The following is a 14,324-nucleotide window of genomic DNA, read 5'->3' on the forward strand; positions in this document are numbered from 1 at the left end:
CGGCGGCGACCGAATCACGCCCGAGGCGCTATTCCGCAGGCGTGGAACCGCCCAGATCCACCGGCCAGGAGCCGGCCAGCGCGCTGAGCCGCTCGGCCGCCGCCGCCGGATCCGCCCCACGCCCCACCGCCAACCCCAGCAGGTACGCGGTGACCGGCGCCCCCGGCCGGACCACCTGATGTGCCACGTCCCGGGCCACGTCCAGCACCGTCGGCACCGGCACCCCGGCCGGGTCCAGGTCCAGCTCGGCGCAGACCGCCGTGACCCAGTCGTCCAGGACCGTCATCTCGACCACTCCTCCGCCCGGCGTACGTCCTCGTCAGTGTCGCAGTCGAACCAGGGCGGCGGACCGGAGCCGGGCCAGGACACCTCGCGTACCGCGACACCGGTGAGCAGCGCGCGTACCGGCGCCCCGTCGAGCGTGCCGCCCCGCGTCGCGGCGAGCCGGTCCAGGGCGGCCCGCAGAGCCGGCAACCGCCACACCGCGCAGAGCTGCTGGCGGCGGCCGTCGGCGTCCACGTAACAGGCGAGCGCGACTGTCGATCCGGCCGGCGTGAGCGCTGATTCCCGCTCGGCGGCCGGGTCGTGTTCCCGCTCGGCGGCTGGGTCGTGCGGCTGCCCAGCGGGCGGGGCGTGCGGCTGCCCGGCGGGCGGGGCGTCGAGCGCGCGCCGCAGCTCGGTGACCGCGGCGGCGGTGAGCAGCGGGAGATCGGCGGCGAGCAGGGCGACTGTCGTCGTGGCCGGGTCGAGCAGCGCCAGCCCAGCCGCTGTGGCGGCCACCGGCCCGCCCCCGGGTGGCTCCTCACGTGTCGTCCGGACCCCGTCGGGCAGCGGACCGGACGGGCCGACCACGATCCGCTGGTCCGCATCGGCCACCGCGGCCAGTACCCGGTGCAGCATCGGCCGGCCGCCAACCGGGCGGCCCGGCTTGTCCACGCCGCCCATCCGCCGGGCCGCGCCACCGGCGAGGACCACCGCCGCGTACCCCGTCACCGCCTCACCCTATCCACGGCCACGACCGCCGCATCCCGGCTCGGACCGAGGGCTCGGTTCACAGGCTCGGACCTGCGCCCGGCTCTTGTTGGCGGTTTTCCGACGTTGATCAACTCCCTTTCGCCGAAGTGGTGGCATCCGGGGCCCTCCGATACCGCCACCTCGGCGATCTGGTGTCGATCATCATCGGCCGGGCAAGGCCGGGCCGTTCGGGCGACGCGGGTGCAAGGAGCGGGGGTGAGGTGCGGGCGGCAGAGGGCCCGGGGAGGATGGCGGCATGGGACGGGCAACAGACCGGCGAAGCGTGCTGCGGATCGACCTCGACGCGACAGGCGAGGGCCGGGGCCGGATCCGCCGCCAGGACACCCTGGCTGCGGAGGAGCCACTGGAGATCCGCGTGGGCGCGGCCGGGCCGGGCCGGCGTCGGCCGCTCGCGGTGACGATGCGCACCCCGGGCGATGATCTGGACCTGGCGATCGGCTTCCTGCTCACCGAAGGGCTGATCCGGTCGGCCGAGGACGTGCACACCGCACAGCTCTGCGCCGGGGCGGAGACCCCGAACACCTACAACGTGGTCGACGTGGTGCTCACGCCCGGTGTTCCGGAGCCGGTCACCGATCCCTCGCGCAACTTCTACACCACCAGTTCGTGCGGCGTGTGCGGCAAGGCCAGCATCGAGTCGGTGCGTACCCGTTCGCGGTTCGCCGTGCGGGACGACCCGCTGACGGTCACCGCCGAACTGCTGGCCGCGCTGCCGGACCGGCTGCGGGCCGCGCAGCGCGCCTTCGACCGCACGGGCGGCCTGCACGCGGCCGGCCTCTTCACCGCCGACGGGGAGATGGTGGTGCTGCGGGAGGACGTCGGGCGGCACAACGCGGTGGACAAGGTGATCGGCTGGGCCACCCGGGAGGGGCGGTTGCCGCTGGCGGGGCACGTGCTGCTGGTCTCCGGGCGGGCCAGTTTCGAACTCACCCAGAAGGCGTGGATGGCGGGCGTGCCGCTGCTCGCCGCGGTGTCCGCGCCCAGCACGCTCGCCGTCGAACTGGCCGAGGAGGCCGGGATGACGCTTGTCGGCTTCCTGCGCGGGCCGACCATGAACGTCTACACCGGGACGGCGCGGATCGGCGGCTGACGGCTCAACGCCGTGGACGGCGACGGCGGCGGCTCAGCCGCGTGGGCGGCGACGGCGACGGCGCAGCACCGAGCCGCCGTCGGGACCGGGCCATCCGTCCAGCTGGGACGGGGCCACCCCGCGCCGAAGCGCCTCGTCGAGCAGCACCGCGAGCGAATAGCCGGGGTGGGCGGACAGCACCCGTTCCAGGGCTACCGCCGCCAGCGCCCCGTGCCCGGAGCGCCAGGCGGAAAAGGCGAGCAGGCAGCCCGGCGCGGCGATCAGGTCCGGCTCGGCGCGCCGGGTCACGTCGGTCCAGAGGCTGATGTCCGCGTCCCGGCCGTCGGTCCGGGACCAGGCGTGATCGCGTACCGGGATGTGGGTGAGCAGCACGGTCAGCCAGGCCACCTCGTCGTCGTCGAGCCGCTCGCCACGCCGCTGCCGGCGGAACGCGGCCCGCACCGCCGCCGTGCCCGCGCTCCGCACCGCACGTGGTGAATCCCCCGGCCCGGCACCGTCGGCCCGCACATCACCGTCCCCCGGCACGGAACTGCCGCCCGCCGGCCCGCCACCCGGCCCGAGCCCGCCCGCTTGCCCGCCACCCGGCCCGAAGCCGTCCGCCGGACTGAAGCCGTCCGCCGGATCGAAGCCGTGCGCCGGATCGAAGCCGTCCGCCGACCCGAAGCCGTCCACCGGACCGCCACCCGGCCCGGAGCGATCCGCCGAACCGTTGCCGACCGGCGCGGTGCCGTCGACCGGCTCCGGGTCGTCGTGCGGCCTGCCGGCCTCCGAGCCGCGGCCGGACTGCGAGGACGTCCCGCCGGTGAGCGCGGCCAGGCGCAGACGGGCCCGGCTGGTGGCCCGGCGCATGGCGAGGCGTACCGGCCCGTCGACCGGGGACACCTGTGCGGCCAGCGCGGCCCGGTCGGGCAGGGCGACCTGACCGGCGAACACGGCCGCGGCGCTGACCTGGCTGGCGGCCGGGTCGTACGGGGTGCCCTCGGGCGGGCAGCAGGACGGCTCGGCGCACAGGTACGACCACCAGCGGCCGTCGGTGACCCGCAGGGCGTCGAGCACGACCAGCCCGGCAGCTGTCAGCGCGTCGCCGATCGCGTCCACGGCGCCGGTCACCCGGGTGGCCGGACCGTAGCCGACGACCGTGGCGGCGTCGGCGTCCTGCCGGGCCACCACCTGTGCCAGGTGCCGGGCCGCCGGGCCGGGGTTGGCGCCGGGTGCGGGCAGGTCTCCCCGGGCGGCGAAGACGACGCGCCGGCCGCGTACCGCGACCACCACGACGCTGTCGGCCGGGTGGAAGCCGAGCAGGTAGGGCACGGCCGCGACCATGTCGGCCGGTGAGCGGACGGAGAGGCGGGGTTGCTCGGTGGAGTTCATGCCGGGAGCGTGGGCGTTCGCCTGCCGCGCTGTCCGCCCCTGTGGACGACACGCGGTCCGTCCACAGATACGGAGCGTATCGGTCCAGGTCAGCGGCGATCCGTGGCGTCGCTTGCCCCACGGTTGTCCGGGGTACCCGCTACCTTGCGCTCATGGACCTGGCGTACCTGCGGGCACACCCGGAGCACCTGCCGACCTTCCTGACCCATCAGCGGATCCGGGAGACCCCGGTCTCCGGCGGTGAAATCTGCGCCGCCTCCCGGCTCACGCTGGACGACGGGCACTCCGTGTTCGCCAAGACGTGGCCAGAACGGGCGGCGCGTCCCCTGCCGGAGGGCTTCTTCGCGACCGAGGCGGCCGGGCTGCGCTGGCTGCGCGAGGCGGGTTCGGTGCCGGTGCCGGATGTGCTCGTGGCGCTGCCCGACCTGCTGGCGCTCGACTGGGTGGAGCCGGGCGAGCCGACGCCGGAGGCAGCGGAGGCGTTCGGGCGTGACCTGGCCGGGCTGCACCGGGCCGGGGCACCGGCGTTCGGCGCGGACTGGACCGGGTTCATCGGCGCGCTGCCGCAGGACAACACACCCGACCCCGGTCCCTGGCCGGACTGGTTCGCCCGGCGTCGCCTCCTGCCGTACCTGCGCCTGTCGGTCGACGGCGGCGCGCTCGACGGGTCCGGGGCGGCGCTGGTCGAGCAGGTAGTGGCCCGGATCGGTGAGTTCGGCGGCGACGAGCCGCCGGCCCGGCTGCACGGCGACCTCTGGCCCGGCAACCTGCTCTGGGGCGCCGACGGCCGGGTCTGGCTGGTCGACCCGGCCGCGCACGGCGGACACCGCGAGACCGACCTGGCGCAACTCGCCCTTTTCGGCGGCCCGCCCCATCTAGACCGCGTCCTGGCCGCCTACCGGGAGGCGTGGCCGCTGGCCGACGGCTGGCGGGAACGGGTGCCCCTGCATCAGCTGCACCTGCTGCTGGTGCACACCGCGATCTTCGGCGCGGCGTACGCGAACGCCGTGGCCGCCACGGCCCGGGACGCCCTCCGGGGCGTCGAGCGCGCTACGGTCGACGGATGAGCGCCCCGCGGACGACGGCCGACGGCGTCCTCGCCGACCGGTACGGCCGCGTCGCCCGGGACCTGCGGGTCTCGCTGACCGACAAGTGCAACCTGCGCTGCACCTACTGCATGCCGGCCGAGGGCCTGCCCTGGCTGTCCGGTCCGCAACTGCTCAGCGACGACGAGATCGTCCGGCTGGTGGGTGTCGCGGTGACCCGGCTCGGCATCACCGAGGTGCGCTTCACCGGCGGTGAGCCGCTCATCCGACCCGGTCTGCCCGGCATCGTGGCGGCGGTCGCCGCGCTCACGCCCCGGCCGCGCATCTCGCTGACGACGAACGGCATCGGCCTGGCCCGCATGGCGCCTGCGCTGCGCGACGCCGGGCTGGACCGTGTCAACGTCTCGCTCGACACGCTGGACCGGGACCGGTTCACCGCGCTGACCCGGCGCGACCGGCTCGCCGACGTGCTCGCCGGGCTGGCCGGGGCGGCGGACGCCGGACTGACCCCGGTAAAGATCAACTCGGTGCTCATGCGGGGCACGAACGACGACGAGGCGCCGGAGCTGCTGCGGTTCGCGCTCGCGCACGGTTACGAGCTGCGGTTCATCGAGCAGATGCCGCTCGACGCGCAGCACGGCTGGGACCGCTCGACAATGGTCACCGCCGACGAGATCCTGGCCTCCCTGCACGCCGCGTTCGCGTTGACGCCGGACCCGTCCGAGCGGGGTGCGGCACCGGCCGAGACATGGCTGGTGGACGGCGGGCCGGCCCGGGTCGGGGTGATCGCCAGCGTGACCCGGCCGTTCTGCGGCGACTGCGACCGCACCCGGCTCACCGCCGACGGCCAGGTCCGCAACTGCCTCTTCGCCACCGAGGAGTCGGATCTGCGCGGCGCGTTGCGCGACGGCGCCGACGACGAGGAGCTGGCCCGGCGCTGGCGCGCCGCGATGTGGGCCAAGCGGGCCGGTCACGGCATCGACGATCCGACGTTCCTCCAGCCCGCGCGCTCGATGTCGGCGATCGGAGGCTGAGGGTGGAGCTGACGGTCCGCTATTTCGCCGGCGCCCGCGCGGCGGCCGGGCGATCCGAGGAAACCGCATCCGCGGGCCGATCTCTGGACGAACTCCTCGATGACCTGGCCGCCCGCCACGGCGAACGCCTCGCCGTGGTGCTGAAGGCGGCGAGTTTCCTGGTCGACGGCGTCGCCTGTCATGATCGGCGGGCGCTGTTGCCGGCCGGGGTGACGGTGGACGTGCTGCCGCCCTTCGCGGGCGGCTGAGGGGGGCACACGTGCTGGCCATGGCGACATTCCTGGGCTTCGTCGTGCTCGTGATCGGCCTGATCCACTTCTACCTGTGGAAGCGGCTGGTCCGGGACACCACGCACCCGGGGCGGTGGCGCCGGGCCGGCGGGGTGGCGATCGCGGCGCTGGCGGTGCTCGTACCGGTGACCCTGGCGGGCACCCGCAACGGCTGGTACTGGCTGGCCTGGCCCGGCTACCTCTGGGTCGCACTCATGTTCTACCTGCTGGTGATCCTGCTGGTGCTCGAAGTGCCCACGGCAGTGGTCCGGCTGGTGCTGCGCCGCCGGGCCCGCTCGGTGGTCGCCACCGGCCCGGAGCCCGAGCCCGCACTCGTGGGCGCGGCAACCGCGGAGGGTGGGACGCCGCCGCCGGTCGACAGCACCGACACGCCGCCGGCCGGCACCGACGCGCCGGACCACGATCCCTCCCGGCGGCTGCTGCTCGCGCGCGGGGCGGCGATCTTCGCCGGGCTGACCGCCGCCGGCGTCACCGGGTACGGCGTCCGCACCGCCGTCGGTCCGCCGCAGCTCGACCGGGTGCAGATCCCGCTGGCCAAGCTGCCCCGGAGCATGGACGGGCTGCGCATCGCCACCGTCTCCGACATCCACCTGGGGCCGCTGCGCGGCCGGGCGCACACCGAGCGGATCGTCGCGATGATCAACCGGATGGACGCCGACCTCGTCGCCGTGGTCGGTGACCTGGTCGACGGCACGGTTGCCGAGCTGGGCGAGGCCGCCGAGCCGCTGCGCGACCTGCAGTCCCGGTACGGCAGCTTCTTCGTCACCGGTAACCACGAGTACTACTCCGGAGTGGAGGAGTGGGTCCGCGAGGTGGACCGGCTCGGCCTGCGGGTGCTGCAGAACGAACGGCAGGAGATCCAAGCCCGGGGCGGCGTGCTGGACCTGGCCGGGGTGAACGACGTCAGCGCCGCCGGCACCGGGGTGGCCGCCCCCGCCGACTACGCCGCCGCGCTCGGCGACCGCGACCCGAGCCGGCCGGTGGTGCTGCTCGCCCACCAGCCGGTGGCCGCGCAGGAGGCCGCGAAGTTCGGCGTCGACCTCCAACTGTCCGGGCACACCCACGGCGGTCAGATGGTGCCCTTCAACCTGGCGGTCAAGCTCGAACAACCGGTGGTCTCCGGTCTCGGCGAGGTGGACGGCACGAAGGTCTACGTCACGAACGGCGCCGGTTTCTGGGGCCCGCCGGTCCGGGTGGGCGCGCCACCTCAGGTGACGCTGGTGGAGTTGCGCGCCCCATAGCGCGCGGGGGCCGCCGAGTCCAGCACCGCATTGCTCAGGTCACCCGTACGCGTGGCGACGGGCGGGCGGGGGACCGGACGTGACAGGATGCGGCGTGCCTCCGTTCAGCGCCGCACCCCCCGGTGGCCTCCCGCCGTACGTGGCGGACCTGCACATCCACTCGAAGTACTCCCGCGCGTGCAGCCGCGACCTGACCCTGCCGAACCTGGCCTGGTGGGCCCGGCGCAAGGGCATCGGAGTGCTCGGCACCGGGGACTTCACCCATCCCGCCTGGTACGACCACCTGCGCGAGACGCTGCACCCGGCCGAGCCCGGCCTGTACCGGCTCGCGCCCGAGGCGGAGCGCGACGTCGCCCGGCGGCTGCCGCCCCGGCTGGCGAGCGAGGCGGAGGCGGACCCGGTCCGGTTCATGCTCAGCGTGGAGATCTCCACGATCTACAAGCGGGACGACCGCACACGCAAGGTGCACCACCTGATCTACCTGCCGGACCTGGACGCGGTGGGGCGGTTCAACACCGCGCTGGGCCGGATCGGCAATCTCGGCTCGGACGGGCGGCCGATCCTCGGGCTGGACTCCCGCGACCTGCTGGAGATCACGCTGGAGGCGAGTCCGGACGGCTACCTGGTGCCCGCGCACATCTGGACGCCCTGGTTCTCCGCGCTGGGCTCGAAGTCGGGCTTCGACGCGATCGCCGACTGCTACGCGGACCTGGCCGAGCACATCTTCGCTGTGGAGACCGGCCTGTCGTCGGACCCGGAGATGAACTGGCGGGTCGGCAGCCTGGACCGCTACCAGCTGGTGTCCAACTCGGACGCGCACTCGCCGCCGGCCCTGGCCCGGGAGGCCACTGTCCTCACCGCCGCCCGTGACTACTTCGCCATCCGCGAGGCGCTGCGCACCGGCGACGGACTGGCGGGCACCCTGGAGTTCTTCCCGGAGGAGGGCAAGTACCACGCCGACGGGCACCGGCTGTGCGGGATCAACTGGTCGCCGCAGCGGACCCGTGAGGCGGGCGGGCGCTGCCCGGAGTGCGGCAAGCCGCTCACCGTGGGCGTGCTCAGCCGGATCGAGGAGCTGGCCGACCGGCCGGCGGGGCATCGTCCGGCGCACGCGCGCGAGGTGACCCACCTGGTGCCGCTGGCGGAGATCCTCGGCGAGCTGAACCGGGTGGGCGCGCGGTCGAAGAAGGTCGAGGGCAAGCTCAACGAGCTGATCGCCGCGCTCGGCCCGGAGCTGGAGATCCTCACCCGTACCCCGGTCGAGGAGATCGGCCGCGTCGGCGGCGAACTGCTCGCGGAGGGCATCGGCCGGCTACGGCGCGGCGACGTGCGCCGGGTGCCGGGCTACGACGGCGAGTACGGGGTGATCACGCTGTTCGATCCTGCGGAGCTGGGCGGTCCGGGTGCCGGGGCGGGGCAGGAGACGCTGTTCGACGTACCCGTGCCCGCGCAGCGGCGGCCCTCGGAGCCGGCGCCGAAGCCGAAGGCCAAGCGCCCGGCGGCGGCCCGGCCGGAGCCGAAGCGGACGCCGCCGCCCGCGCCTCCGATCGCGCCGCCGCCGTCGCCGCACGAGCCGTTCGAGCCGATGCTCGCCGGGATGGAGGAGGTCGGCACGGGCCTGCTGGACCGGCTGGACGCGATGCAGCGGGTGGCCGCGTCCGCGCCGGGCGGCCCGCTGCTCATCGTGGCCGGTCCGGGCACCGGGAAGACCCGCACGCTCACGCACCGGATCGCGTACCTGTGCGCGGAGCTGAACGTCTTCCCTGATCAGTGTCTGGCGATCACGTTCACCCGGCGTGCGGCCGAGGAGCTGCGGCACCGGCTCGACGGGCTGCTCGGTCCGGTCGCCGAGGACGTCACAGTGGGTACGTTCCACTCGCTGGGCCTGACCGTGCTGCGGGAGAACGCGGCGGCGGCCGGGCTGCCGGCGGACTTCCGGATCGCCGACGACGCGGACCGGGCGGCGGCGCGCGCGGAGGCCGGTGACGACGACGAGCGGTACGTGGCGCTGCTGCGCAAGCGGGACCTGGTCGACCTGGACGAGCTGCTGACGCTGCCGGTGGCGCTGCTCAAGGGGGACCGGAAGCTGGTCCGGGAGTACCGCGAGCGGTGGAAGTGGATCTTCGTCGACGAGTACCAGGACGTCGACGCGGTGCAGTACGACCTGCTGCGGCTGCTCAGCCCGCCGGACGGCAACCTGTGCGCGATCGGTGACCCGGACCAGGCGATCTACTCGTTCCGGGGCGCGGACGTGGGCTACTTCCTGCGCTTCTCGCAGGACTTCACCGACGCCCGGCTGGTTCGGCTGAACCGCAACTACCGCTCCTCGGCGCCGATCCTGGCCGCCGCGGTGCAGGCCATCGCGCCGTCGTCGCTGGTGCGAGGGCGACGCCTCGACCCGGCCCGGCTCGACCCGGAGGCGCCGCTGGTCGGCCGGTACGCGGCGGCATCGGCGTACGACGAGGCCGACTTCGTGGTCCGTACCGTGGACGAGCTGGTCGGTGGCCTGTCCCACCGTTCGCTGGACTCGGGGCGGATCGACGGGCGGACCACGTCGCTGTCCTTCTCCGACATCGCCGTGCTGTACCGCACGGACGCGCAGGCCGCGCCGATCGTGGACGCGCTGGCCCGGGCGAACATCCCGGTGCAGAAGCGCTCGCACGACCGGCTGCGTGACCGCCCCGGCGTGCCGGCCATCGCCCGCGAGCTGCGCCACGCCGGTCTGGACGGTTCGCTCGCCGCCCGGGTACGCCAGGCCGGGCAGATCCTGGCCGAGCGCTTCGCCGTGCCGACGCTCGACGGTTCCGGCGCGGTACGCCCCGAGGACGTTCGCACGGCGGTGGACCTGCTCACCCCGCTGGCCCGCCGCTGCGACGACGACCTGGAGCTGTTCCTCAACCAGCTCGCCACCGGCGCCGAGGTGGACGCGCTGGACCCGCGTGCCGAGGCGGTCACGCTGCTCACGCTGCACGCCGCGAAGGGCCTGGAGTTCCCGGTGGTGTTCCTGGTCGGGGCCGAGGACGGGCTGCTGCCGCTGCGCTGGCCCGGCTCCGAGCCGGACGACGACGCGGTGGCCGAGGAGCGGCGGCTGTTCTTCGTCGGGCTGACCCGGGCACAGGACCGGCTCTACGTCAGCCATGCGGGCCGGCGCGCCCGGCACGGCGCGGAACGCGACACCCGCCCGTCGCCGTTCCTCGACGTGATCGACCCGGCGTTGTTCGAGCGCCTGGACGCGGCCGAGCCCCGCCGCCCGAAGGACCACCAGCTCCGGCTGATCTGACCGGCGCGCGTCAGGTGAGGACGGCGGCGAGCCACGCGCCGCCGAGGATCGCCGGGCCGAGCGGCACCGGCGTGTCCCGGCGTACCCGGCCGGCGGCGAGCAGGACGAGGACCGCCACCCCGGCGAGCACGTGCGGCAGGAGCAGCCCGAGGCGCAGCGCCGGCCAGCCGAGCCAGCCCAGCGGCAGCCCGAGCGCGGCGGCGAGCTTCACGTCGCCGAACCCGAGCCGGGCCCGGGGCAGCAGCGCCAGCAGCGCGTACCCGATGAAGGAGATCGTGGCCCCGGCGACCGCGACGGCCAGGCGGCGCGGTTCGCCGGTCGCCGCCGTGGCCGCGGTGAGGCCGAGCCCGCCGCCGAGCGCGACCACGGCGACGAGCGGATCGGGCAGCCGCAGCGCTGTCACGTCGGTGACCGCGAGGACCAGCCCGGTCGCGGCGATCAGCAGCAGCGCGGGCAGCGCCGGATCGCCGCCCCGGGCGGCGGCGAGCCCGCCGAACACCACGACGCCGGCCAGGGCGAACGCGCCCCGGCGCGGAGGGCCGCCGGCGGGAACGGTGACGAACGACCGGCCGACCGCTACGGCCGCCCACCCGGCCGCCGCGCCGAGGAGCGCGACCCCCGTCACCAGCAGCGCCGACACGGGCCGGGACGCTACCGCCCGGTGGGTTCCCCGGCTGCCCCGTCGACGGCTGGTGGCGGGGACCGGCGGGGTCGCTCGGTGCTCACCACCACCGCCACGCCGACCACGATGACCGCGCCGCCCAGCAGCACCTGCGAGGTGATCGGCTCGGCGACGAACAGCGCGCCGAGCGCCACCGCGACCACCGGATTCACGTACGCGTACGTGGAGACCAAGGAGATCGGCGCGTGGGCGAGCAGCCAGACGTACGCGGTGAAGGCGACGAGCGAACCGGCCACCATCAGGTAGGCCAGCGCCGCCCAGGACCGCCCGGTCACCTCGGCGAAACTGAAGCCGCGCAGCTCGCCACGGGCGACGCCGACCAGCGCGAGCACCGCCGCGCCGGCCGTCATCTCGTAGACGGTGGCCACGAACGGGTCGGCGGGCATCCGGATCCGCCCGGACAGGTACGAGCCGACCGACCAGCTCGCGGCGGCAGCGACCACTGTGAGCGCGCCGGCCACCGGCACGCCGTCCACCCCGTCGCGGGGCAGCACCAGCACGACGAGGCCGGCGAACCCGAGCGTCACCCCGGCGAACGTCCACGGCCGGGGCCGGTCCCCGCCCACGGTCCGCAGCAGCACCACCAGGAGTGGCACGGTGGCCACCAGCAGCGCGGCCACGCCCGAGGGCACGGCGGTTCCGGCCGGACCGGACTCGGCGAGCACCACCAGCCCGTTTCCGCCGGCGAGCAGCAGCACGCCGATCAGCGCGGCGGACCCGACACGGCGCGCGGGGACCCGCAACGCGCCGGGCCCGCGCCGCAGGCGCAGCACCACGGCGAGGACGAGGGCGGCGGCGGCGAACCGCATCGCGGCGGAGATCAGCGGCGGCAGCGACTCGACGGTGACCCGGATGCCCAGGTACGTCGAGCCCCAGAGCAGGTAGACCAGCACGAGTGCGGTCCAGATCAGGGCGGTGCGGGTCGGCGGCGTCGCGGAATCGACAGCGTTCGTCGCACTCGTGGGGCGTGAGCTCATCGAGGGTCCACGCTACGGTGACCACGGCGTCGGCGTCCCCAGTTGGTGGCCGGCCTCTCAGCACTGGCGTACGCAGGAGGCGTTCATGTCGAACTTCGGTCCACCGGGCGGCGGCTCCCCCGACCCCTGGGGACGGCCCGACGACGGCTACGCCCCGCAGTCCGATCCCCGTTACGCCCCGCAGGGCGACCCTCGTTACGCCGCGCAGCCCGACCCGCAGTACGGCCCGCCGCCGGGCGCGCGGCCGTACGGCCCGCCCGAAGATCAGTACGGGCCGCCGACCCACCAGTACGGGCCCGCCGACCGGTACGGCCCGCCGGCGGATCAGTACGGCCCGCCGACGCAGCGCTACGAGCCGGGGCCGGCCTGGTCCCCCGGACCGCCGTACGGCGGGGAGCCACCGTACGCCGAGCCGACCCCGCCGAAGCGGGGCAAGGGCCCGCTGCTGGTGGTAGTGGTCGTGCTGGCGGTGCTGCTGCTCGGCGGCGCCGGGGCGTACTGGATGCTCGGCCGGGACGAGGAGAGCCCGACGGCCGGGACGACGGCGGCCACCGCGCCGGCCGCTGATCCGACCGAGGCGGCGCCGAGCGATCCGGCGGAGACGACGCCCACCGCGCCGGCGCCGGCCTCCTCGACCGATCCGCGTTTCGTGAAGGCGGGCCAGTGCGTCGCCAACGAGGGCGGCGGCGGGCAGCCGAAGCTGGTGATCGCCGACTGCGCCCCGAAGACGTACGAGGTGCTGCGGCGCGTCGACGGCGCGACGAGCGGCAAGAAGGACGCGGAGGCGAAGTGCGGGAAGGTCGACGGCTACACCGACTGGTACTTCTTCGACAGTGAGCTGGACACGCTCGACTTCGTGCTCTGCCTGAAGCGCCGCTGAGACCCCCGGCCTGTCGGTAACCAAAACTAGGGCTGTCTAGCATCCACGCTAGACAGCCCTAGTTTTAGGTCGAGGCCGACACGCGGTAGCCGCCTCTACGCACGTCTAGCCTGGTCGCTAGAGAACCCGATACTGTGCGATTCGTGGATCCGGTCCGCAACCCGTACGCGCCGGGCGCCGGCCAGCGCCCGCCCGAACTCGCCGGGCGGGGGCGGGAACTCGACGTGTTCGACGTGGTGCTGGAACGCATCGCGCGCGGCCGGCCCGAACGCAGCCTGATGCTCACCGGGCTGCGCGGCGTGGGCAAGACGGTCCTGCTCAACACGCTGCGGTCCGAGGCGATCAACCACCTCTGGGGCACCGGCAAGATCGAGGCGCGGCCGGACCAGTCGCTGCGCCGCCCGATCGCCGCCGCGTTGCACATGGCGGTCCGTGAACTGGCGCCCCGGCACCGTGCCCCGGACCGGATAGACGCCTTCCTCGGCGTACTCAAGGCGTTCGCGCAACGCTCCGCGCCCACCGGACGCGGTGGCGCGGCGCCCAAGCTGCGCGACCGCTGGCAGCCCGGCATCGACGTACCCGCGAGCAGCGGACGCGCCGACTCCGGCGACATCGAGATCGACCTGGTCGAGCTGCTCAGCGACGCGGCGGCGGTCGCCACCGACGTCGGCACCGGCATCGCGATCTTCATCGACGAGATGCAGGACGTGGGCGCCGAGGACGTCTCCGCGCTCTGCGCCGCCTGCCACGAGCTGTCCCAGCTCGGCGCGCCGCTGATCGTGGTGGGCGCGGGCCTGCCGCACCTGCCGGCCGTGCTCAGCGCGGCCAAGTCCTACTCGGAGCGGCTCTACCGCTACCAGCGCATCGACCGGCTCGACCGGATCGCCGCCGACCAGGCGCTCTGCGCGCCGGCCGAGCGGGAGGAGGTCGAGTACGAGCAGAAGGCCCTCGACCTGCTCTACGAGAAGTCCGGCGGCTACCCCTACTTCGTCCAGGCGTACGGCAAGGCCACCTGGGACCACGCGCCCCGCTCGCCGATCACCGCGGCGGACGTCCGCGTCGCCGCGCCCGAGGCGGAGGCGGAGCTGGCAGTGGGGTTCTTCGGTTCCCGGTTCGAGCGGGCCACCCCGGCCGAACGCGAGTACATGCGGGCCATGGCGACGCTGGCGCTGGTGGACGGCGAGGACGCCGGCCGCGACGACATGGACGCCGCGGTGCCCACCGCCGAGATCGCCCGCGCGCTCGGCCGCAAGCCGGCCAGCCTCTCCCCGGCCCGCGACGCGCTCATCAAGAAAGGGCTGATCTACTCCGGGGAGCGGGGGACGGTGGCGTTCACCGTGCCGCACTTCGGCCGCTACCTGCGCACCCAGCCCACCTGACGGCTCGGACCGCGACCGC

The 14,324-nt window shown here is 74.7% G+C and carries 13 protein-coding genes; 8 read left to right on the plus strand and 5 right to left on the minus strand.

Annotation, left to right across the window (positions count from 1 at the left end):
• Positions 1–28: 28 nt before the first annotated feature.
• Entirely contained in the window at positions 29–286 is a 258-nt protein-coding gene (locus tag AMK25_RS26560; RefSeq protein WP_073831181.1) for a DUF6457 domain-containing protein, read from the minus strand.
• Positions 283–993, minus strand: coding sequence for a molybdenum cofactor guanylyltransferase (gene mobA, locus AMK25_RS26565; RefSeq protein ID WP_073831118.1), 711 nt, complete (start codon positions 991–993; stop codon positions 283–285). Before mobA ends, AMK25_RS26560 begins: the two co-directional genes overlap by 4 nt.
• A 277-nt stretch (positions 994–1,270) precedes the next feature.
• Here mobA and fdhD point away from each other — a divergent pair, with 277 nt between their 5' ends.
• On the plus strand, positions 1,271–2,125 hold the full coding sequence (fdhD, locus tag AMK25_RS26570; protein ID WP_073831119.1) for a formate dehydrogenase accessory sulfurtransferase FdhD: 855 nt from the start codon (positions 1,271–1,273) through the stop codon (positions 2,123–2,125).
• Between the two features lie 33 nt (positions 2,126–2,158).
• Here the strand turns inward: fdhD and AMK25_RS26575 are convergent, their stop codons facing one another.
• Entirely contained in the window at positions 2,159–3,496 is a 1,338-nt protein-coding gene (locus AMK25_RS26575; RefSeq protein WP_073831120.1) for a DUF4192 domain-containing protein, read from the minus strand.
• Positions 3,497–3,648: 152 nt separating this feature from the next.
• Between AMK25_RS26575 and AMK25_RS26580 the strand changes: the two genes are divergently transcribed.
• From AMK25_RS26580 to AMK25_RS26600, 5 genes are all read left to right on the plus strand, one after another.
• Positions 3,649–4,563, plus strand: a complete 915-nt coding sequence (locus tag AMK25_RS26580) for a fructosamine kinase family protein (RefSeq protein ID WP_073831121.1) — start codon at positions 3,649–3,651, stop codon at positions 4,561–4,563.
• Positions 4,560–5,576: a GTP 3',8-cyclase MoaA gene (moaA, locus tag AMK25_RS26585; RefSeq protein WP_073831122.1), complete on the plus strand. Its 1,017-nt coding sequence runs from the start codon at positions 4,560–4,562 to the stop codon at positions 5,574–5,576. The genes AMK25_RS26580 and moaA overlap by 4 nt, the downstream gene beginning before the upstream one ends.
• Positions 5,577–5,578: 2 nt before the next feature.
• Complete coding sequence (locus tag AMK25_RS26590; RefSeq protein ID WP_013289332.1) at positions 5,579–5,824, plus strand: MoaD/ThiS family protein; 246 nt, start codon at positions 5,579–5,581, stop codon at positions 5,822–5,824.
• 20 nt (positions 5,825–5,844) lie between these two features.
• A complete protein-coding gene (locus AMK25_RS26595; RefSeq protein WP_073831182.1) occupies positions 5,845–7,107 on the plus strand; it encodes a metallophosphoesterase in 1,263 nt (420 codons plus the stop codon).
• A 94-nt stretch (positions 7,108–7,201) separates the two neighbouring features.
• Positions 7,202–10,387, plus strand: a complete 3,186-nt coding sequence (locus tag AMK25_RS26600) for a UvrD-helicase domain-containing protein (RefSeq protein ID WP_073831123.1) — start codon at positions 7,202–7,204, stop codon at positions 10,385–10,387.
• Between the two features lie 10 nt (positions 10,388–10,397).
• Here the strand turns inward: AMK25_RS26600 and AMK25_RS26605 are convergent, their stop codons facing one another.
• Both AMK25_RS26605 and AMK25_RS26610 read right to left on the minus strand, forming a co-directional pair.
• A complete protein-coding gene (locus AMK25_RS26605; protein ID WP_073831124.1) occupies positions 10,398–11,027 on the minus strand; it encodes a prepilin peptidase in 630 nt (209 codons plus the stop codon).
• Positions 11,028–11,038: 11 nt separating this feature from the next.
• The gene (locus AMK25_RS26610) at positions 11,039–12,046 is read right to left on the minus strand and encodes an EamA family transporter (protein WP_241826499.1); all 1,008 of its coding nucleotides are present in this window, start codon (positions 12,044–12,046) and stop codon (positions 11,039–11,041) included.
• A gap of 85 nt (positions 12,047–12,131) precedes the next feature.
• Here AMK25_RS26610 and AMK25_RS33115 point away from each other — a divergent pair, with 85 nt between their 5' ends.
• Both AMK25_RS33115 and AMK25_RS26620 read left to right on the plus strand, forming a co-directional pair.
• Positions 12,132–12,926: an LppU/SCO3897 family protein gene (locus tag AMK25_RS33115; RefSeq protein ID WP_073831183.1), complete on the plus strand. Its 795-nt coding sequence runs from the start codon at positions 12,132–12,134 to the stop codon at positions 12,924–12,926.
• A 143-nt stretch (positions 12,927–13,069) separates the two neighbouring features.
• Positions 13,070–14,305 (plus strand): ATP-binding protein, encoded by a 1,236-nt coding sequence (locus tag AMK25_RS26620; RefSeq protein ID WP_073831126.1) that lies wholly within the window; start codon positions 13,070–13,072, stop codon positions 14,303–14,305.
• Positions 14,306–14,324 lie beyond the last annotated feature (19 nt).

The sequence above is a fragment of the Micromonospora sp. TSRI0369 genome (assembly GCF_001905625.1).
Taxonomy (GTDB): Bacteria; Actinomycetota; Actinomycetes; order Mycobacteriales; family Micromonosporaceae; genus Micromonospora; species Micromonospora echinospora_A.